Here is a 20384-nt window from a genome sequence, read left to right as displayed (position 1 = left end):
CTTGTTCGGTGTTGTTCCGTAGAAAATTTACCGTCCGTAGCCCCATCGAAACTTTTGCCGCCGCAGCGCAGTCACCCAAAGACATGGGTAGGTAGTCCGGAGGCGACATGGCGGCGATTCATATCGGTATTTCAGGCTGGCGCTACACGCCCTGGCGGGGAGACTTCTACCCCATTGGCCTGACCCACAAGCGCGAATTGCAATTCGCCTCGCGGGCGGTCAACAGCATCGAAATCAATGGATCGTTCTACGCACTGCAGCGCCCCGAACGCTATGCCGTGGAAATCCGCCATGACAGCTTTGTCGATCCGCTGTTCGTCCGCTTGCTCAAGCGCTACAACACGGCCCTGGTCATCGCCGACACCTCAGGTAAATGGCCGTATCGCGAAGACATCACCAGCGATTTCGTCTACCTGCGTCTGCATGGCGCCGAAGCACTCTATGCCAGCGGTTACACCCCGCAGGCACTAAAACGCTTGGGCGAACGAATCGAAGCCTGGCATCACGGCCAGCAACCGGATAATCCACAATTGATCGCGCCCCGGCAGAAGCCAAAGGCGTGCAAATCCCGGGAGGTGTTCTGCTATTTCGATAACGACGTCAAAGTCCGCGCCCCCTTTGATGCACGCCACTTGCTGCAACGCCTGCACCTCGAAAAAAACCTTGCCACCGTCCCCGGTGAGCCTGCGGCCGAGGGCGTGTTGCCATGAGCATTCCAGAGCCGGTCGGCGTCACGGACGAGCAGACCCCCATCAACACGACAGTGCAACGCTTCACCGTGCTGACGGTCAACACCCATAAAGGTTTCACCGCACTCAACCGGCGCTTCATCCTGCCGGAACTGCGTGAAGCGGTGCGCAGCGTGTCTGCCGATGTGGTGTTTTTGCAGGAAGTCCACGGCACCCACGAACAGCATCCCAGGCGCTACACCAACTGGCCGGCGATGCCGCAATACGAATTCCTTGCCGACAGCCTGTGGCCGCAGTTCGCCTATGGCCGCAATGCGGTGTATCCGGCGGGCGATCACGGCAATGCGCTGTTGTCGAAGTTCCAGATCATCCGCCACGACAACCTCGACGTGTCCATCAGCGGCCACGAGAACCGCGGGCTCTTGCATTGTGTGTTGCGCTTGCCCGGCGACGGCCAGGAGGTGCATGCGATTTGCGTGCATCTGGGGCTGCGCGAAACCCATCGCACCGCGCAACTGAAGCTGCTCGCCCAGCGCCTGGACGCCCTGCCCGGCGACGCCCCGGTGATTGTCGCCGGGGACTTCAACGATTGGCGCCAGCGCGCCGATGCATTGCTCACACCCAGCGGTTTGCGCGAAGTCTTCGCCGAGCACCATGGCAAACCGGCGCGCAGTTTCCCCGCGCGCTTGCCGGCATTGCGCCTGGACCGCATCTACGTACGCAACCTCAAGGTCAGCCATCCGCAAGTGCTGACCTCCCGGCCCTGGTCGCACCTTTCCGACCACGCCCCGCTGTCGGTGGAGATCGAGCTATGAGCAGCCAGTTGATGGAAAAAAACACGCTGGAACACATCCCCGCTCCGCCCACCCGCGAGCCGACAGCGGTCGATGTCGAATACGGCTGGCAAGGCAGCAATCGGGTCGAGTTGCTGGAAAATGGCGAGGCGTATTTTCCCCGGGTGTTTGAAGCCCTGCGCCGGGCGCAAAATGAAATCCTGTTGGAGACCTTCATTCTGTTCGAGGACAAGGTCGGCAATGAGCTGCAACAGATTCTGATCGAAGCCGCCCAGCGTGGCGTGCGCATCACCGTGAGCCTCGACGGCTTCGGCTGCGGCGAACTGAGTACCGGGTTCCTAAACGCCCTGACCGCGGCCGGCGTGCACCTGCAAATGTTCGATCCGGCACCGAAACGCCTGGGCATCCGCACCAACTGGTTCCGGCGCCTGCACCGCAAGATCGTGGTGGTCGATGGCACCGTCGCGTTCGTCGGCGGGATCAATTTTTCCGCCGATCATCTGGCCGACTTCGGCCCCGAGGCCAAACAGGATTATTCCGTGGAAGTTCAGGGTCCGGCCGTTGCCGACATCCATCACTTTGCCCTGCTGCAATGCGGTCGCCCGGCGCACGCCAAATACTGGTGGCACCGCCGTCGGCAGCGGCGTTCGGAACTGGCCTTCAGCGATCACGATGGCCAGGTGCGGCTGGTGTACCGCGACAACGGGGAACACCAGACCGACATCGAGGAGGTTTACCGCCAGGTATTGCGCCAGGCGCAGCGCCGGGTGGTGATCGCCAACGCCTACTTCTTTCCCGGGTTCCGCTTGCTGCGCGAGATCCGCAACGCGGCCCGCCGAGGGGTGGATGTGCGGCTGATCCTGCAGGGCCAGCCAGACATGCGGGTGGCCAGGCTTGCGGCGCGCATGACCTACGATTACCTGCTCAAATCCGGTGTGAAGATCTACGAATATTGCGACCGTCCGCTGCACGGCAAGGTCGCACTGGTGGATGAAGACTGGAGCACCGTAGGCTCCAGCAACCTCGACCCGTTGAGCCTGTCGATGAACCTGGAAGCCAACGTGCTGATCCGCGACCGTGGCTTCAATCGAGTTCTGTTCGATCGCCTGGAAGACCTCAGCGACAACCATTGCAAGGTCATGTCTCACGACATCGCGCCACGCGGGCGTGTCTGGCACATGACCGTCGGTTTTCTGGTGTTTCACTGCTTGCGGCATTTCCCGGCGTGGGCCGGTTGGTTGCCGGCGCATAAACCTCGCCTGAAACACATTCCTCCTCCGACCGGGGCCGCTGACCATGAACCGCACTGAGCCCCACACGGCAACTCACGTCAAAAGCCCTGGAAAGACGCACTGGAACCGCTGGAAACGACCGCTGACGATGCTGTTTTTCCTGATGCTGATCGTGCTGTTCACGATGCTCGCCCAGCGCATCGAATGGAACGAAGTGTTCGATACCCTGGCCGATTTCAAGGTGCGCACACTGATCATTGCCTCGGGGCTGACCCTGGTGAGTTTTCTGGTGTACGCCTGCTTCGACCTGATCGGCCGCACCTACATCCGCCAGAACCTGACCTGGAAGCAGATTCTGCCCGTGGGGATCATCAGCTACGCCTTCAACCTGAACCTGAGCGCCTGGGTCGGTGGCATCGCCATGCGATACCGGTTGTATTCGCGGCTCGGGGTCAGCAAGAGCAACATCGCGAAAATCCTCGGTCTGAGCCTGGCGACCAACTGGTTCGGTTACATGGTCATTGCCGGCGCCATGTTCAGCAGCGGGCTGGTGCGCATGCCGCCGGGGTGGAAGCTCAGCAGTAGCGCGCTGCAAGGCGTGGGGGTTTTGTTATTGCTGCTGAGCGCCGGATACCTGGTGGCGTGCCGGTTTGCCAAACGTCGGGAGTGGGTGATTCGTGGTGTGGAGATTGACCTGCCGTCGCCGCGCATGGCCGTGCTGCAACTGGCCCTCGGTGCCCTGAACTGGTCGCTGATGGCCGCGGTGATCTTCACCTTGCTACCGAACAAACTGGACTATCCACTGGTGCTGGGCGTGCTGTTGATCAGCGCCATCGCCGGGGTCATCACTCACATCCCGGCCGGGCTCGGTGTGCTGGAAGCGGTGTTTGTGGCGCTGCTGCAACACGAGGCTTCGCGGGGCAGCCTGGTGGCTGGACTGCTGGCCTATCGGGCGATTTATTTCATCCTGCCGTTGTTGATTGCCCTGGTGATGTACCTGCTGGTGGAAGCCAAGGCCAAGTCATTGCGGATTGCGAAGAAACCCAAGTGATTTTGTACTGGTTGTGAGGACGCCTTCGCGGGCAAGCCCGCTCCCACAGTGTCTGTTGGTGGATACAGATTCCATGTACACCCTCGATCCTTGTGGGAGCGGGCTTGCCCGCGAAGGCGTCCGCAAGCACACCGCAAATCACTGGGATTGAATAATGCTCAAACGCTCCCCCACCACCATCTCGGTAATCCAGCCGACAAGGATCGAGGTGTAGGCCTGCTGCGAAACCGGGTCGTTCAGCGCATGGTCGGCGCCATCGATAATGCGATGGGTCAGTGAGTGAGTCTGCTGGCACGCCGCGCGGTAACTCATGATCGTCGAATGGGGCACGTAGTCGTCGGTCTCGGACTGCACCAACAGGACATCCCCGGTGAATTGTGAGCAGGCGTGCAAGGCACGATTGCTGTCGGCACGCACCAGGGTGCTTCGGTAATCACGCAGATCCAGCTTGTCCAGGTCGCGTTTCGGCGCGTGCCATTGCTCGTCTCGATACAGCGCCGGCACCCGCAGCGCCAGCCAGCGCACGGGCCTCAGCGAGGTCAGAATCGAGGCCAGATACCCCCCGTAACTGGTGCCAACCACGGCAATCGCCGAGGTATCGAGGGCCGGATGCGCGAGCAAGCGGTCATAGGCCGCCAGCAGGTCGCGCAAATTGTCTTCCCGGGTCACCCGGGACAATGGAATGCCGGTGCCACCGGTGTGCCCGCGCAGGTCAAAGGTCAGGCACACGCACCCCAACCCGGCGATACCTTTGGCGCGTTCCAGATCCCGCTCCTGGCTGCCGCCCCAACCGTGCACAAAGAGCACGCCGGGGACTTTCGATTTGGGACTCAGGAAGGTCCCGCTCATCTGTTCGTCGTCGATGTCGATCTGAATGGATTCGCTTCTAGCCGTCATAGGGTTTAACCGTCACGTACTTGAGGAGAAAGTCACTGGCCTGCGCCGGCCCGCGGTACACCTCGATGGCGTCCGCCGGCAGCGGCTGGTCGATGTAGGTTTCCACCGAAGACACACGAATCGCGCACATCCCCGGATCGTTGACGAAACTCTGCAAGGCCGCGACCTCGGCGCTGCTGGCGCCGCCCATGCGCCAGGATTGTTCGAGCACACCGCTGCGTGGCCGGCCATCGCTGCCGACGCCCTGGGCGATGTCGTAGTTGCGCCGCGAGGCATAGAAACCTGGGTAGGCTTCATCCGCCGCGCTGTCGAACACCTGTGCCTGGCGGATCGCCAGTTGCACGTCTTCCGGCAGATCCAGCTTCAACAATTCGTCATAGCCGCCTGGCACCACCAGCAGGTTGGACCCGCCATACACCTGTTCACCCTGAGCGTCCTCGGTCAAGTATTGATCACCGCAATAACTGAGTACCTTTGCGCCGATAAAACTCTGGCCGACGCTGTGGGTAATCACCTGGTCCAGGTCCTGTTCGAGCACCACGCCTTCGGTGAACATCGCCTCTGCCTCGGGCTGGGCAAGCAGCTCATCGAACTCGTCGAGGCTTTTGATCACTTCCTGACCACGTCCGGCACAGGCATGAATCGGTTTCAGGCGGATCGGCCCGGTGTACAGCAAATGCTCCGCCGCCGGGCGCGCATCCTTCAGGGAGAACACGCTGAGACCGTCGAGCACCACGCTGCGCACCCGCTCGGAAAACAACGGAGCCCAGCCTCGCGGCGCATGGGCATGGTGGTTGAGCAATCCGTGACTGATGGCTTTGGTGCAGATGAAGTCGTGGTCGACATAACCGCCCCACAAATCCTCCGGCCCCTTGACCCCCAGTTGCCGGGCAGCCGCAGCGCCCACAAGGGTCTGGGTCGGCAACAGGTAGAGGTCTCGCCCTGCATGCAGTTGCGGGTCGTAGCTGCCGCCGTACTTGAGCCCCAGTATCTGCGCCAGCCAGCGGGCCAGTGCGCGGTTGGTTTCAACTTCATGCACTGGCGCGTCGGCGAGCACCGAATGGGCGACCACCAGTTTCCTGCGGTTTGCCGGGGTCATGCATCCCCCTTCAATCGACGTTTGATGAATGTAGCTGAAGGGGTGCAGAGATCAGGCCAAGGCCCGTTGAGGGAAAAGGGGTTTTAAATCAGCCCGTTGCGCAGAAAGTGATGGCATGTGGCCTGTTTTATTCTGCACGACACCCTTTGATACTCCGGCATTTTGCACGATTCCAGCCCACACGCCCGACCCTGTGGGAGCGAGCTTGCTCGCGATGAGGGAATGACATTCAACATTTATGTAGCAGACACACAGCTATCGCGAGCAAGCTCGCTCCCACAGGGAATCGAGGTGATGCGACTACCGTGCGACCGATCCAGAGTTCACCCCAAACCGTGTCCGATAATCACTCGGCGCCAACCCGGTGATTTTCCTGAACGTTGCGCGAAACGCCCCGGGGTCCTGATAACCCACGGTCCAGGCGATGTGGTCGATGGTGCCATTGGTGAACTCAAGCATTTCCCGGGCCTTGCCAACTCGCAGGTGCTGGCAGTATTCGGTGGGTTTGAGCCCGGTGGCCGCGCGAAAGCGTCGCAGGAAGGTGCGTTCTTCCAGCCCTGCCTTTTCGGCCATCGCCGCCAGCGACACATCGGTCGCTCCGGTGCTTTGCAGCCAGTGTTGCACCTTGAGGATCGTCGCATCGCCATGGCTGAGGATCGGCGCAAAGTTGCTGCCGCACTCACTGGCGCTATCGCTGTGCTCCACCACCAGAAAACGCGCGGTGTTGGTGGCGATGCTCGGCCCCAGCAACCGGTTGACCAGGCGCAGCCCCAGTTCCGACCAAGCCATCAGCCCGGCGGTGGTGATCAGGTCGCCGTCATCGACGATCGGCGTATCGGCCTTGAGCCGGATCGCCGGATAACGTTCGGCGAAAGCTTTGGCCGAGGTCCAGTGAGTGGTGGCGCTACGACCGTCGAGCAGACCGCTTTCGGCCAACAGGATAGAGCCCACGCAAACCCCGCCCAGTGTCGCGCCGCTGGCATGTTGCTCACGCAACCAGCGAATCAATCCCTGTGGCGCCTGGCCCTCGGAAAAACCGCCGATCGACGGCGGAATCAACACGGCCACCAGGGCGCGCTCCGGGCCAGGATGGCTGTCGAAGACCCGAACCGGCGCCTGATCACCCTCGACCTGCCAATGGCTGACCCGCAACAGTGGCAACCGCGCAGACTGATGTTCGGCGGCGATCCGGTTGGCCACCCCGAACAAATCCGTCAAACCATGCACCGCCGCCATCTGCGCGCCGGGATAGATCAGTACACCGAGTTCGGCGATTGCCCTTTCTGCGTCCATTGTCAGTTTTCCCCCTTCTATTGTCGGTGCGGCCAATCCTCGGATCGCCTGCCAGAGCCAATACTTCATTCCACACCAACACACACTTCGAGGAAACAGTCATGGCCAAGCAAGCGCTCATCGTAGTCGATATCCAGAACGACTACTTCCCCCAAGGCAAGTGGCCGTTGGTCGGTGCCGACGCCGCCGCCGACAACGCCGTCCGCCTGATCAAGGCCTTCCGCGACGCAGGGGATTCAGTGGTGCACATTCGCCACGAATTCACCTCTGAAGATGCGCCGTTTTTCACCCCGAACTCCGAGGGCGCGAAGCTGCACCCGAAAGTGCTCAACCGTGCCGACGAACCGGTGGTGCTCAAACACTTCGTCAACTCGTTCCGCGAAACCGAACTGCAATCGATCCTCGACGAACAAGGCATCAAGGAACTGGTGGTCGTGGGCAGCATGAGCCACATGTGCGTCGACGGCATCACCCGGGCGGCGGCGGATTTTGGTTATACGGTCACCGTGATCCACGACGCCTGCGCCACCCGTGACCTGGAGTTCAATGGCGTGACGGTTCCGGCGGCGCAAGTTCATGCGGCGTTCATGGCGGCCCTGGCGTTTGCCTATGCCAGCGTGGTCTCGACCAACGAGTACCTGACAAGAAGCCGGAAGGTGTAAACCTTATTCAGGACAAGACAGCAAAAATGAAAAAGCCCATGGCCTCACCTGCCATGGGCTTTTAATTGCCGGTGAGTCTGGACGATCTGCATCAAACGCAATACCGCCAGAATCCTGAAAAGTCATGCCGAAGCCAACAATCACTCCACTCCCAACGCATACGCGGGGGATGTTGCTTTCACCCATGCCACTTTCTGGATAACTCACTGGAAGCCTGAACAATGAACAGCATGAACATCAGCACTGACAGCCTGTCGAAAAAAACATCCCTCGGACTCACCACCATGGCGCTAGGGACCTACGGCATTTACTTCGCCCTCGCCGTTATCTACTTCTGGTTCGGGGGAATGAAATTCACCCACTATGAAGCAGAGGGACTGGTGCCACTGGTAAGCAACAGTCCCTTCCTGGGATGGGTCTATAACATTTTCAGTGTCGATCTGTTTTCCAGTTTGCTTGGCGTTCTGGAGATCTCCATCGGTGTACTGATTGCGGGTCGCCTGCTGTCGCCAAAGCTTTCCTTGATCGGGGGCGCCTTGTCGGCCGGGCTGTTTTTCACCACCTTGAGCTTTATGTTCTCGACCCCCGGCGTGATTGAGCCCGGCCTTGGTTTCCCGGCCATTTCGGTCGCGCCAGGCCAGTTCCTGCTCAAGGACATCGGCTTGCTTGCCGCCTCCCTGTTCGTGGCGGGCCATTCGCTGACCCGACTGGAAACCCCTTGAGCTGACAACTTCACCCGCCGATGGCCTGAATCAGCTCGATGCATTCAGGTCATCGCCATCACCCGCCAGTACGCGGTCCTCAAGGGCCAGGGATTTCATCCAGTCCCGCGGACTGCAGCCGGTCTTGCGGCGAAACGCACGGGCAAGAGCCGACGGACTTTCATAGCCCACCTCATCGGCGATCAGCGTAATCGGCCGCCCCTCCCGCAGGCGCTTCTGCGCCAGACTGATCCGCCAGCTCAGAAGATAATCCAACGGTGTTTGCCCCAGGACCGCGCGGAAATGCACCGCAAAAGCGGCGCGGGACATGTTCGATTCATTTGCCAACTCGGCCACTGACCAGGCCCGCTGAGGTTGGTTGTGCATCTGTATCAGCGAGCGCGACAGCCGCACATCGGCCAACCCGGCCATCATGCCGGTGCTCAACTGATGGTGGTCGAGCAAATGCCGGAACAGCAGGATGATCAACAGTTCGAACAAACGATCAAGCACGGCCTCCCTGCCGCAATGCCCGGCGCCAGCTTCACCGAACAGCCATCTCAGGGTGTCGGCCAGCAACGGCAGCTCATCCAGGGGCAACACCAGAAGATCGGGGAGCGAAGCAGATATCGGATTGCTGGCGCCGCCATCGAACAGCATCGACGCACATAACAGCTGAGCACCTTCAGTCTCACTGGCGATGAGCTGATGTCGACTGGGGCGTGGCAGGAAAATCAGGCTGGGGCGAGTGATCAACAACTCACTCCTCCCTGGGCCTTTCAAAGTGACAGAGCCGGCCTGCAGCAGGTGAATATGACCGCGCTGGTCGGCGCCATCGTAGGCCGCCACGCCGCAAAGCATGCCGCTGTAAAACAGGTTCGCGCGCACGCCGAACTGTGACAACAACGTAGACAGGCGATCCATAGGGCAACTCTGCACAGGGTCTGGACCCATAGCAGAGTATCACTGCGCGCTGACCGCTGGACGATCCTCGATCCCGGCGAGGAATGCCCTGGTAAAAATGCAAAAAAGCCCGGCATCCATAGGGAGGCCGGGCTTTTTCAGGTTCTATTCTTTGGTGAAAGAATCAGAACGGTTATGAATACCAGAAAGCCAACATTACAAACGGGTGAGTGAGTGAATCCATTTATTTTATTAGGCGCAAGCTAACTGCCAGTCACAAAAACATGAAATCATCGTAAGGTTTTTCGTAAATTTATGGCTCATGCCGCCCTAAAAACTTTACAAAACCCAATCGGCCGTACTGTCGAAGGAGGATCGTCTAAGCCACGTAAAAATCCAGACGAACGGTACCCATCGCTGAAGCACAGAACGCAAATCAAATAGGGTCGGCGACCTAGCAGTAGCGCCCTCCAATGCCTCAAGAACGCCCAACGAGGTCGAATTGCAGAAGTCGGCCTTGACCGGTATTCATCCAACCCCAGCAACAACCGCTCAAAAAATGATCAGGCAATGAAATTATTGGCTGGCCATAATTATTCCCCAGCCATAATTTCGAATAATTTAACTCGCACCCAACGATTAAGACGTGAAAGCCAAGCCCCTCCCGGTTCTCGCTCCTCGCCAGTAAGATTTCCAAGAAAAAAACCACCGAAAGAGGTGGTTTGGGCTTCCTTCTGCAGTATTTGCCCGCGACCATCACGAGGTGATGGCACTGCACAACTCTATAAACGCCTAAGCAAGGTGTTTTCATCGCTTATCACAAGCGATCTCCCTGCCGCTTGGACGGCATGGGGGACTAATTTAAGCCGGGCCGCAACGCCCGGTGGCATCTTTAAAACACCGACGTCAGAAAGTTCACCACATGGCGACTGAAATCCAGCATCGCAACCTCTGCAGGTTTGCTGAAACGTAACTCAACACCCCTCAATCTCCCCATGAACCCGGCTGGGAAGTCATGGTTCGAGGGGACAAGGCCAGTCTGTCAAGCCAGTGAGGATTACGCTGCTGAATCCTTATCTACCGCCAGGAACGGGCTATTGTCGAGAGCAGCGAACGAAGCCTCGTTATTGAGCAAGCGGATGAAACTCCGTTTTTGCTCTTTAGTAGTTAGATTCACCAAGCCACCAGTGAGATCGATCGTACGGGAAAAAATCGGAAAGTTCGCCATCACGCCTTGGATTTGAGTAACGTTCAATCCAGATTTCACGATATTGCCTTTCGAGACCATCGCCAACCGGCGCATGAATGCTCGATCGTGATGCATATCCTTAAAAATGTCGCCTGGAGATGCAACCCCCTGGATATTTATTACATTTAAGGCTAGAACAAGCGGCGTTGCGGCATGCGCAAGATTATTGATAACTTGCTCAAGGCCATAGAACCGCTCCAGCAGAGCAACATTCAGCGTATAGAACTTACCAGCAAAATAAAATACGTCGACCGTGTCATTGATATCAATGGCATCGTAATCAACTTTCCCTAAAGTGCGGCCATTGAAACTGCAAAATGAGCTTTTGGTTTTTTTATGCAGTGACACGGGGTATTTGTGCTGGTAAATAACCACACTGTTACCTTGCCCATCGGACAGATGATATATCACACCCTTAACCGCCGACAGGCCTTGCTGCTTGAAGTCGAAGGCTGGAGCGCTAGCGTTCACCCCAAAGGTCAGTACACGCTGAATTTCGGCAAATTCACTAGGTACGTGGCCGATTGCAGCTTGGTCGTACTCCATCACTTGTCGATCCCGCTCTAGGATAGTAGAAACCATAGGAACACCGGCTTTACCCACGTTAGGCTCGACAGCGACCTTTCTAAGTTTATCGGCGAACGCCTTTGTTAGTTCTTTCTCAACTGTAGGCTCCAACAAAACTGACCAGATCACTGGGCCAGATGCCGTACTTGTTAAAAAGAACGCCTCTCCAGAGAGATGCTTTGAGCTTATGATAGCGTCGATGCCAGTAAACATAATTACTTATCCAATTTAGCCAAACAGGTATTGTTATCAATCCGGATATAGCGGATTACGCTCTGCTCTGTGAGCTGCCCCCGACAAATGACTACAAACTGCTTTTCGCCTCTGTCGTGTATTTTTGCCTTGTAAATCTTAAACCCCAAAATGGCCAATGATGGATTTGAGTAAAACTTATTAGTTTTTACGTAAATCGCTCCAATAGCAATAATCATCAGCACCAAGTTCAGCACAGTTCTCTTGCTATTTACATCGGTAAAGACAAGCGGCATTACATAGGTCGCGAGAAATTCCAAGTGCTCATGATTTTCATCGGTAACGTCTGATATTTTGCAGTTGATTGACCAGCCACCTCGATAGCTGTTCGCAAGAAACCAAAGTATGAGCATGCCCAAAATTATGAAGAATATGCTCACAATAAAAACCAAGTTTCTGACTTTCAACTCCGAAGTCAGCTTCGCAACGTCATGCTCGGTTAAGGCGGCCCAAAAATTGGACAGCAGTGCTTGGTCGAATGACATGATCAACAGCGAAACGAACAGCAACCATAGTGAAAGGACGTAAAGCATGACCTTTATCAGCCAATGATCCTTCATAAGTGCTCTCCATTTGCTGTGCTTGAGGGGATGTAGGGTATAAGGAGGGATGCTCATGCTAACTGCCCCTTACCATTCCCCCTATTTTTGCCAGTTCTCGGCTAGGGCCGCAGGTTACATCGCGACTTCTTGATCCATTAGGCGCTTGGCGCCGTGCTAGACAATAGCATTTAGCCATAACAGTGTGTACGAAGCGAAGCCAGAGGATGCGGAATGAGGCGACTAGGGCCTTGCCACGTAACCGCTGAGGCTACGAAAGGGGACTTGCAATGCCTTCTATCCGCGATCGATTCATCCGAAGTCCCGAAACCGGGGCTTCAGCTTTTGAAGCGCCTCCAGGTAAGCCGCAATAGCATTACCAATCTGGCTCTGGCTCTGAACCCAAATGAATCGACATGATCAGCGCCCGCCGGTAATGCAACGGGGTGGCATTCAATTCTAAGTACAGAAGTCGGTCGGCCACGCCTGCTAAGGCATCCATCCGCTCGCGGGGGACAGCTATGTACGCAACCAGTCGTGTCCCGCTTGCTGTCATTGATCCTATTCCTTTGGGAGGGTCAGTGTCTTGCGTCAGTCGCGGATCTGCGTAGAGCTGGCACTCGACATCTGGGTATTTGAATTTCTCTGGATAGAGCATTTCGCCCTTCAGCGTGAGGATCATGTGTTCATTATAATGGCCTTCGTTCGCCCTCGAATTGTTCGGCAAGGCTAGACTGAACGACCATGTGAAATCCCACCCGGACAGCTTAATTTGATAAAGGGCCCGTTGCGTTTCGAGCCGGGGCCGGCCTCGTCGGGCTTTAGGTTTGTGCTTCGCTGTAAGAGGCATCGCGACCTCCACCAGAGACGGCCAGATTGCGGATAGGATGAGTCAACCCTCCGGCTGACCTCAAAGACATGATCGCACCGAATGCTGGCCTGCCGCTCCTATCTCTTGATGGTGGTATACAAATGGGGCGTCGCGATATCCTCTAAATCTGCTCAACTCATCCTGTAAAAAGCTAGCTGAAGTCGCACTGGACTGTTCGTCGTACTTTCCGAGCAATGGTCAGACGCTCTGCTGGAACAATTGCGCGTCGATGAATTCGGTGACGCGGCAGCAAAATCGATGATCGCTGTACCACTCTGTTGCTGGGAATTGCCCTCCTGCCCAATTCTATCCAGTAGAAATACCCAATTTCAGCCATAGCCACCTGCCTACGTTGCAGCATAATGCCGCCTAGCTTTGTTCATAATCGTGCTTCGCACCGCATCAGCAACGCCAGCACCGCAGGGAATTTCAAATAATGTCGCAAGCTTCCAACAACCTGGCCGCCTACATCTGGTCTTTAGCCGATTTACTCCGTGGTGACTTTAGGCAAAGCCAGTATGGTCGCATCATTTTGCCGTTCACCTTGTTGCGTCGCCTCGAGTGCGTGTTGGAGGCAAGCAAGGCGGCTGTGCTGGCGGAGCATGCACGCGTCCAGCAACTCAATATCTCCGAAGAAGCCCAAGAAAAACTGCTCCTGCGTGCCAGCGGTGGACTGTCGTTTTTCAATACCTCGAAAATGGATCTGTCCAAGCTTGGTGAGTCCGGCATCAAGGCAAACCTGGAGTCCTACCTGCAGGGCTTTTCCAAAGATGCACGGGAGATTTTCGAACACTTCAAATTTACCGAGTTTCTCGGCCAACTGAACGACGCCAACCTGCTCTATAAGGTTGTGCAGAAGGTACGGAAGACGGACTTAAGCCCTACGGTTGTTTCCAACCACGACATGGGCCTGGTGTTTGAGGAGTTGATTCGCAGATTTGCGGAAAGCTCGAATGACACCGCAGGGGAGCACTTTACCCCACGTGACATCGTGCGGCTCACTACCTCCCTAGTGTTTATGGAGGACGATGATGCGCTGACCAAGCCCGGCGTCATTCGAACCATTTACGACCCAACAGCGGGTACTGGAGGTTTTCTATCTTCAGGCATGGAATACGTACATGAGCTCAACCCACATGCGGTGATGCGCGCCTATGGCCAGGAGCTCAACCCCGAGAGTTACGCCATTTGTAAAGCGGACATGCTGATTAAGGGGCAGGACGTCAGCAACATCAAGCTAGGTAACACCCTCTCGAACGACCAGCTTTACGGCACTGAATTTGACTACATGCTCTCCAACCCGCCATTTGGCGTGGATTGGAAAAAGATCGAGCAAGAGATCAATGCAGAGCACACACAAAAAGGTTTCAGTGGCCGTTTTGGCGCAGGTTTACCACGGGTCAGCGATGGCTCCTTGTTGTTCCTAATGCACTTGCTCAGCAAGCTACGCGACGGTTCTCAAGGTGGCGGGCGGATTGGCATCATCCTCAATGGCTCACCGTTGTTCACCGGTGGTGCCGGCTCTGGCGAATCCGAGATCCGCCGCTACATTCTCGAAGCCGATTTGCTCGAAGCTATCGTCGCGCTCCCCACCGACATGTTCTACAACACCGGTATTTCGACCTACATCTGGGTGCTGTCGAACAAGAAAGTCCAGGAGCGTAAGGGCAAGGTACAGCTAATCAATGGCGTGAACCTTTGCGGAAAAATGCGCAAATCCCTTGGTTCCAAGCGCAATGAAATGGACGAAAGAGATATCGCCACGGTGATCCGCGCCTTCGGTGACTTTGCCGCAGTCGATGCCTACGAACTGGACAAACAAACAGCACAAAAAAGCAGTCGAGGCCGTCAGGCGGCCAACCCGAAAGTTGAGGCCAGTAAAACCTTTGCCAGCAAGATCTTTAACAGCCATGAGTTTGGCTATCGTCGTATTAGTATCGAGCGCCCATTGCGGCTGTCGTGGCAGTTCAGTGACGAGCGCGTGGCCACCTGTCGTTTCGCTCCCGGTGCCCTCAACGGCGCCATGCAGTGGCTCTATCAAGAGTACAGCGCGGTAGAGGGTGAGAGCTGGAATGACGGTGAGACTTGTAAACAATACGGTGATCTGAGCGCACATGAAGACGCTATACGCCGTTACTTCAAACTGCACTTCGCCGATTTAAAAGAGAAGCACATCAAGGATTTGCTCAACAGAACAACGTGGCTGAATCAGAAGCGGCTGTTGATCAAGACTCGAGACCTGCAGGCAGTTATCGGCACTGCCCAGCACGACGACATGAACATCTTTGAGGATGCACTCAAGGCCGCCTGCAAAAAACAGGGTATCGCCTTGGACGCTAAAGACAAAAAGCAGATTATCGATGCGGTGAGCTGGAAGAACCCAGCCGCCGCCAAGGTCATCAAGAAGGTTCACAAGACCAAAGCCAATCCCCTATACGGATTATTTGCCGTCAACGGTGAGGTGCTGGAATATCAAACCGATGGCGACCTGCGCGACAACGAAAACGTCGCGCTGGATCCGAGCCAAACCGTGAACGCAATCAACGAGGCGTATTTCCTGAAAGAAGTACACCCGCACCTGCCCGATGCCTGGATTGACGCCAGCAAAAAAGACGCTAAGGATCAGCAAATTGGAATAGTCGGATATGAAATCCCCTTTATCCGCTATTTCTACCAGTATCAATCGCCAAGAGATTTGCTCGAGATTGATGCTGATCTAGACGTGGTATCAGCCGAGATTATGACATTGCTCCGAGAGGTACACTCGTAATGACTGGAAAGTATAAGGCCTATCCAGAATACAAGAACCTCGAAAATGGCTGGCCAGGTGCTGTGCCAAAAGACTGGAGTCTATTGCCGCTAAAATATTTATCTAAATTTATTGGTGGAGGCACACCAAGTAAAGAAAAGCCAGAATATTGGAACGGTAGTATACCTTGGGTCTCCCCAAAAGACATGAAGACCTCAAAAATCACATCAACCATTGATAACATTACTCAAAAGGCGCTCGATCAGTCCTCCACAAGCTTAATAAAGGAAGGGGCTTTATTACTAGTGGTTCGTTCGGGAATCCTTCAGCACACAATACCAGTAGCAATAAATGATGTACCTGTAACCTTAAACCAAGACATGAAAGCGATTCAGTTTAATGAGCAACTAAATACCAAGTACGCCTTGTATGTTATATCAGGTAGTCAGCCGGCATTATTGCTTGAGTGGAGAAAACAAGGAGCCACCGTTGAAAGCATTGAGCAGGAGTATTTGGCAAATACGATTTTTCCAATACCTTCGATCAAAGAGCAAGATAGCATTATAAAGTTTCTTGATTATGAAACCGCAAAAATAGATAGCTTGATTGAAAAGCAACAAAAGCTCATAAGTCTTTTAAAAGAAAAGCGGCATGCAGTGATCAGCTATGCTGTTACGAAGGGGTTTAACTCCAACGTAGAAATGCGCGACTCGGGTGTCGACTGGCTGGGTGAAGTGCCGAGCGGGTGGAAGATTTCTCGACTCAAGTATCACACAACTCTATTTGAACAGGGGTGGAGTCCACAGTGCGATTCGCGGCAAGCCGAAGACAATGAGTTCGGTGTATTGAAAGTTGGCTGCGTGAATCATGGAGTTTTCAATAGCAATGAAAACAAGGCTCTTCCAAAAGAGCTTACACCTCAGCTGCAATATCTAATACAGAAGGGTGACTTGTTGATTTCGCGAGCGAATACCAAAGAGCTTGTTGGAAGCGCTGCTGTAGTCGATAAAAGCCATGACAACATTATTCTGTGCGACAAATTGTACAGACTTAAATTTGATGAGCTAATTGATCCGCAGTGGGTGGCGTACTACTTAGCATTACCTATTGTCAGACAGCAAATTGAGCTTGGGGCTTCCGGCGCTAGTCATTCCATGCAAAACATTGGACAATCAACAATAAGAGAATTGCCTATAGTGATACCTTCTCCAGAAGAGATGAAGATTATTCTTACGGAGATCAAAAACAAGATAGATATATTTGATTTGACTTTAAGTCACGCAAACGAACAGATTGCGTTGCTTCAAGAGCGCCGCACCGCACTAATCTCCGCCGCCGTTACCGGCAAAATAGACGTCAGAGACTGGGTCGCACCGCAAGCCAGTCAAACCAACAAGGATGTTGCCGCATGAGTACATTGGGTGGAGGTAAGGCCAACGAGCTTGTATTCCAGAACGACATGCTCAAGCATCTCGTTGCCAAGGGCTGGCTGCTTGGCAAAACGGAAAACTACAACCGTGAACTGGCCCTGTACCCCGAAGACCTGCTGGGTTTTGTCAAAGAAACCCAGGAGGAACAGTGGAAAAAATTCTGCGCGCTCTACCCGAGCAGTCCAGAGCACCACTTTCTTGAACGTGTCGCCACCCAACTGAATAAAACTGATCCCCATGCAGCCAGCAAAGAAATGCGCACCTTCGGCACGCTGGGTGTGTTGCGCCATGAGCTGCGCCACCGTGGCACGCGTTTCAGCTTGTGCCAATTCAAGCCTGAACACGAGCTAAATCCCGACACCCTGGCTCGCTATGCCAAGAACCGTTGCCGTGTCGTGCCTGAGGTCGCTTACTCGCCTTGGGCAAGCAAAGAACATCTCGAACAGTTTGGCAGCAAGGCCAAAGCGTGGCGAATCGACTTGGTGCTGTTTGTGAATGGCTTGCCAGTCGCTACGCTGGAGCTGAAATCCGAATTCAAGCAGGCTGTGCAGCAAGCCATTAAGCAATACAAAACCACGCGCTTTGCGACAGACCCGGCCACTAAAAAGTCAGAGCCGTTACTGACCTTCAAGCGTGGTGCGCTGGTGCATTTTGCAGTCAGCCAGTACGAGGTCTATATGGCCACACGACTGGAAGGCGCAGATACCTTCTTCCTGCCATTCAATAAGGGCACCAAGGCAGGCGGCGCCGGCAATGAAGTGCCGGAAGACATCAACCAGTACGCCACCGATTATTTGTGGAACGAAGTCTTACTGCCCAAGAACTTGCTGGCGATTCTCGGGCGTTTTGTGCATCTGCAGATTGAAGAGAAAGAAGACTGGGAAGGCCGTAAATACAAAAAAGAAAGCCTAATTTTTCCACGTTACCACCAGTGGGATGTGGTCAATAAGCTGGTCACGGCGGCCCGCACCGAGGGCCCCGGCTATAAGTACCTGATCCAGCACAGCGCCGGTTCCGGTAAGTCCAATTCGATTGCATGGGTAGCGCATCAGCTGTCGGCGCTTCATGACGACCAGGGCTGCAAGCAATTCAACTCCGTGATTGTGGTAACGGATCGCACCGTGCTGGATGATCAGCTGCAAGACACCATAAACCAGTTTGAACACGTTGATGGCGCGGTTGGCCGCATCAATAATCAGGAAGGCGACGGCTCGAAATCTGAAAAGCTGGCAGCCGCACTAGAGAACTCACAGCCGATTATTATTGTCACCATCCAGACTTTCCCCTACGTGCTGCGCGCCATCGAGAACAGCATCAGCCTGAAAGAACGAAGCTACGCGATCATTGCCGACGAAGCGCACTCCTCGCAAACCGGCTCTACAGCGCGGCAGCTGAAAGAAGTGCTGATGATTGAGGCCAAAACTGATGGTGAAGACGAACTCAGCTCTGAAGACATTCTCGATGCCGCCGTTGCGTCACGCCGGGCGTCAAAAAACCTGAGTTACTTTGCCTTCACCGCCACGCCGAAAACCAAGACGCTGGAGCTGTTTGGCCGATTGCCCAAACCCTCTGAGCAACCCTCTAAAACCAACAAGCCCGAGGCCTACCATGTGTACAGCATGCGTCAGGCCATTGAAGAGGGCTTTATTCTGGATGTGCTGAAGAACTATACAAACTACAAAGTGGCCTACAACCTGGCGCAAAAGATCGATAAGGCCGATCAGGAAGTTGAGAGCAAAAAAGCCAAGGTCAAGCTCAACCAGTGGGTGCGCCTGCACGAGTACAACATCGCGCAAAAGGTGCAGGTGATCGTTGAACACTTTCGCAGCAACGTCATGGGCCTACTGGGTGGGCAAGCCAAAGCCATGGTGGTCACCAGCTCGCGCAAAGAAGCTGTGCGCTACAAACTGTGCTTTGACAAATACATCATCGATAAGGGCTACCAAAAAATCCATGCCATGGTGGCGTTCTCCGGTGAAGTGGAATTCACCGAGAAAGACCCTAACGCCGTCGCGCTTCTCGGCAACAAATATACCGAGAGCAACACGAACCCCGACCTCAAAGGCCGCGACATGCGCAAAGCCTTTGATAGCGATGATTATCAGGTAATGATTGTTGCCAACAAATTTCAGACCGGATTTGACCAACCCAAACTCTGCGCCATGTACGTCGATAAAAAACTCGGCGGCGTCGAGTGCGTGCAAACTCTGTCGCGCTTGAATCGAACTTATCCTGGCAAAGCTGACGTTGGCACTTTCATCTTGGACTTCTTCAACGAACCACAGGATATCCTCGACTCATTCCAACCGTACTTTCAGACGGCAGAGCTGGCAGACGTTTCCAACCCAGATTTAATCTTCGATCTGTTTGAGAAACTCAACACTGCGGGTATTTACAAGTCGAGTGAGGTTGAGCAGTTCTGCGCGGCCTTTTTCGTAAAAAACAAAAGTAATGCGGCAATTGCGAACATTTGCAAACCGGCAGTCGAACGCTGGACGAAGCGCTACAAATTGGCAGTTGACGCTTACGCTCACTCGAAAGAAATATTTGAGCGGATCAAAAAAACTAAAGATGCAGTGTTGATCGCTAATGCTGAAAACGACCTGAAGGAATGCAAGCAAGCCAAGGACGCCTTGGATATCTTCAAAAAGGATCTGGGCACCTATGTACGCTTCTATGAATTCATGTCGCAGATCGTCGATTATGATGACAAGCAGCTCGAAAAGCTTAGCCTGTACGCGCGCAATTTAGGCCCAATGCTGCGTGAAACCGCTGTAAATGAAGATGATATCGATCTGGAGAGTATCGTGCTCAGCCATTACCGGGTTTCAAAAATACGCCAGCAGGATCTGAAGCTAATAGAAGACTCACCTGATCATAAGCTAGTGCCTGGTGAGGGGCTTGGCTCAGCAAAAGCTAAGGACAAAAAGGAAGAACTGCTTTCACAGATCTTGGAACGGCTCAACGAAATATTTGTAGCTGATCAACTTACCGACAAAGACATGGTTAATTACGCCTATACGATCCGCGACAAAGTCAGTGAAAACAGATTGGTCATGCAACAGCTGATCAACAATACCCCAGAGCAAGCACTGCTAGGTAACTTTGCCAGCGCGGTAGATGACGCAATTATGGAAAGTGGAGATGCTCACCAAAATCAGATGATGCAATTGTTATCTGACCCAGCTAAAGCCAGTAAATTTGCGAAAGTTGTTTTTGATCTACTTAATATGGCGAAGAATGACTAGCTGAAGGGCCTAACACTCGCCCGCCTTGCCAACGTTGTGGGCGAATGAAAATACTTTGACAAAAGGCCTTCCTCTCCAGCTGAGGAAGGTTTTGTAAGAGAGCTGTGCCTAGCTTCCAACTCCAGAATGGATGACGTCGAGCCGGGCCTTGCGGGCCC

16 protein-coding genes are annotated in these 20384 nt (G+C 54.7%); 9 read left to right on the top strand and 7 right to left on the bottom strand.

The genetic code is table 11. The annotated features are described in order from the left end of the window. The first annotated feature begins 107 nt into the window (after positions 1-107). Genes AC1RDQ_RS18300 through AC1RDQ_RS18285 form a run of 4 tightly spaced genes read left to right on the top strand, consistent with a single transcriptional unit; the run spans position 108 to position 3766 of the window. Entirely contained in the window at positions 108-710 is a 603-nt protein-coding gene (locus AC1RDQ_RS18300) for a DUF72 domain-containing protein (protein ID WP_492587830.1), read from the top strand. Continuing rightward, the gene (locus AC1RDQ_RS18295; RefSeq protein ID WP_492587829.1) at positions 707-1504 is read left to right on the top strand and encodes an endonuclease/exonuclease/phosphatase family protein; all 798 of its coding nucleotides are present in this window, start codon (positions 707-709) and stop codon (positions 1502-1504) included. The genes AC1RDQ_RS18300 and AC1RDQ_RS18295 overlap by 4 nt, the downstream gene beginning before the upstream one ends. After that, on the top strand, positions 1501-2793 hold the full coding sequence (gene clsB / locus AC1RDQ_RS18290) for a cardiolipin synthase ClsB (RefSeq protein WP_218498440.1): 1293 nt from the start codon (positions 1501-1503) through the stop codon (positions 2791-2793). The genes AC1RDQ_RS18295 and clsB overlap by 4 nt, the downstream gene beginning before the upstream one ends. Beyond that, on the top strand, positions 2780-3766 hold the full coding sequence (locus tag AC1RDQ_RS18285; protein ID WP_492587828.1) for a lysylphosphatidylglycerol synthase domain-containing protein: 987 nt from the start codon (positions 2780-2782) through the stop codon (positions 3764-3766). Before clsB ends, AC1RDQ_RS18285 begins: the two co-directional genes overlap by 14 nt. Positions 3767-3904: 138 nt before the next feature. Here the strand turns inward: AC1RDQ_RS18285 and AC1RDQ_RS18280 are convergent, their stop codons facing one another. The 3 genes from AC1RDQ_RS18280 to AC1RDQ_RS18270 all read right to left on the bottom strand — a co-directional run bounded on the left by AC1RDQ_RS18280 (position 3905) and on the right by AC1RDQ_RS18270 (position 7055). Continuing rightward, the gene (locus tag AC1RDQ_RS18280) at positions 3905-4663 is read right to left on the bottom strand and encodes an alpha/beta hydrolase family protein (RefSeq protein WP_489847191.1); all 759 of its coding nucleotides are present in this window, start codon (positions 4661-4663) and stop codon (positions 3905-3907) included. After that, a complete protein-coding gene (locus tag AC1RDQ_RS18275; RefSeq protein ID WP_492587827.1) occupies positions 4653-5762 on the bottom strand; it encodes a DUF3182 family protein in 1110 nt (369 codons plus the stop codon). Before AC1RDQ_RS18275 ends, AC1RDQ_RS18280 begins: the two co-directional genes overlap by 11 nt. A gap of 300 nt (positions 5763-6062) precedes the next feature. Continuing rightward, entirely contained in the window at positions 6063-7055 is a 993-nt protein-coding gene (locus AC1RDQ_RS18270; RefSeq protein ID WP_492587826.1) for a GlxA family transcriptional regulator, read from the bottom strand. Positions 7056-7156: 101 nt separating this feature from the next. Between AC1RDQ_RS18270 and AC1RDQ_RS18265 the strand changes: the two genes are divergently transcribed. Further along, positions 7157-7717: a cysteine hydrolase family protein gene (locus AC1RDQ_RS18265; protein WP_492587825.1), complete on the top strand. Its 561-nt coding sequence runs from the start codon at positions 7157-7159 to the stop codon at positions 7715-7717. Positions 7718-7938: 221 nt separating this feature from the next. Continuing rightward, positions 7939-8439: a YkgB family protein gene (locus AC1RDQ_RS18260; RefSeq protein ID WP_057713104.1), complete on the top strand. Its 501-nt coding sequence runs from the start codon at positions 7939-7941 to the stop codon at positions 8437-8439. A gap of 30 nt (positions 8440-8469) precedes the next feature. On the opposite strand, the gene AC1RDQ_RS18255 is transcribed toward AC1RDQ_RS18260, so the two are convergent. The 4 genes from AC1RDQ_RS18255 to AC1RDQ_RS18240 all read right to left on the bottom strand — a co-directional run bounded on the left by AC1RDQ_RS18255 (position 8470) and on the right by AC1RDQ_RS18240 (position 12778). Next, positions 8470-9342, bottom strand: a complete 873-nt coding sequence (locus tag AC1RDQ_RS18255; RefSeq protein ID WP_492587824.1) for an AraC family transcriptional regulator — start codon at positions 9340-9342, stop codon at positions 8470-8472. Positions 9343-10378: 1036 nt separating this feature from the next. Next, on the bottom strand, positions 10379-11350 hold the full coding sequence (locus tag AC1RDQ_RS18250) for a Kiwa anti-phage protein KwaB-like domain-containing protein (protein WP_207848966.1): 972 nt from the start codon (positions 11348-11350) through the stop codon (positions 10379-10381). A 2-nt stretch (positions 11351-11352) separates the two neighbouring features. Continuing rightward, positions 11353-11949: an anti-phage protein KwaA gene (gene kwaA, locus AC1RDQ_RS18245; protein WP_492587823.1), complete on the bottom strand. Its 597-nt coding sequence runs from the start codon at positions 11947-11949 to the stop codon at positions 11353-11355. 355 nt (positions 11950-12304) lie between these two features. Next, positions 12305-12778, bottom strand: coding sequence for a hypothetical protein (locus AC1RDQ_RS18240; RefSeq protein WP_492587822.1), 474 nt, complete (start codon positions 12776-12778; stop codon positions 12305-12307). Positions 12779-13232: 454 nt separating this feature from the next. Here AC1RDQ_RS18240 and AC1RDQ_RS18235 point away from each other — a divergent pair, with 454 nt between their 5' ends. The 3 genes from AC1RDQ_RS18235 to AC1RDQ_RS18225 are packed head-to-tail and all read left to right on the top strand — an operon-like array spanning position 13233 to position 20226. Continuing rightward, positions 13233-15569 carry a type I restriction-modification system subunit M gene (locus AC1RDQ_RS18235; protein WP_492587917.1) on the top strand — a complete coding sequence of 779 codons (2337 nt, stop codon included), beginning with the start codon at positions 13233-13235 and terminating at the stop codon, positions 15567-15569. Beyond that, entirely contained in the window at positions 15569-16960 is a 1392-nt protein-coding gene (locus AC1RDQ_RS18230) for a restriction endonuclease subunit S (RefSeq protein WP_492587821.1), read from the top strand. Before AC1RDQ_RS18235 ends, AC1RDQ_RS18230 begins: the two co-directional genes overlap by 1 nt. After that, entirely contained in the window at positions 16957-20226 is a 3270-nt protein-coding gene (locus tag AC1RDQ_RS18225) for a type I restriction endonuclease subunit R (RefSeq protein WP_492587820.1), read from the top strand. The genes AC1RDQ_RS18230 and AC1RDQ_RS18225 overlap by 4 nt, the downstream gene beginning before the upstream one ends. Positions 20227-20384: the final 158 nt, after the last annotated feature.

Source organism: Pseudomonas sp. GW823-FHT02E01 (assembly GCF_058797535.1).
This window is presented reverse-complemented; position numbering and strand designations above follow the sequence as displayed.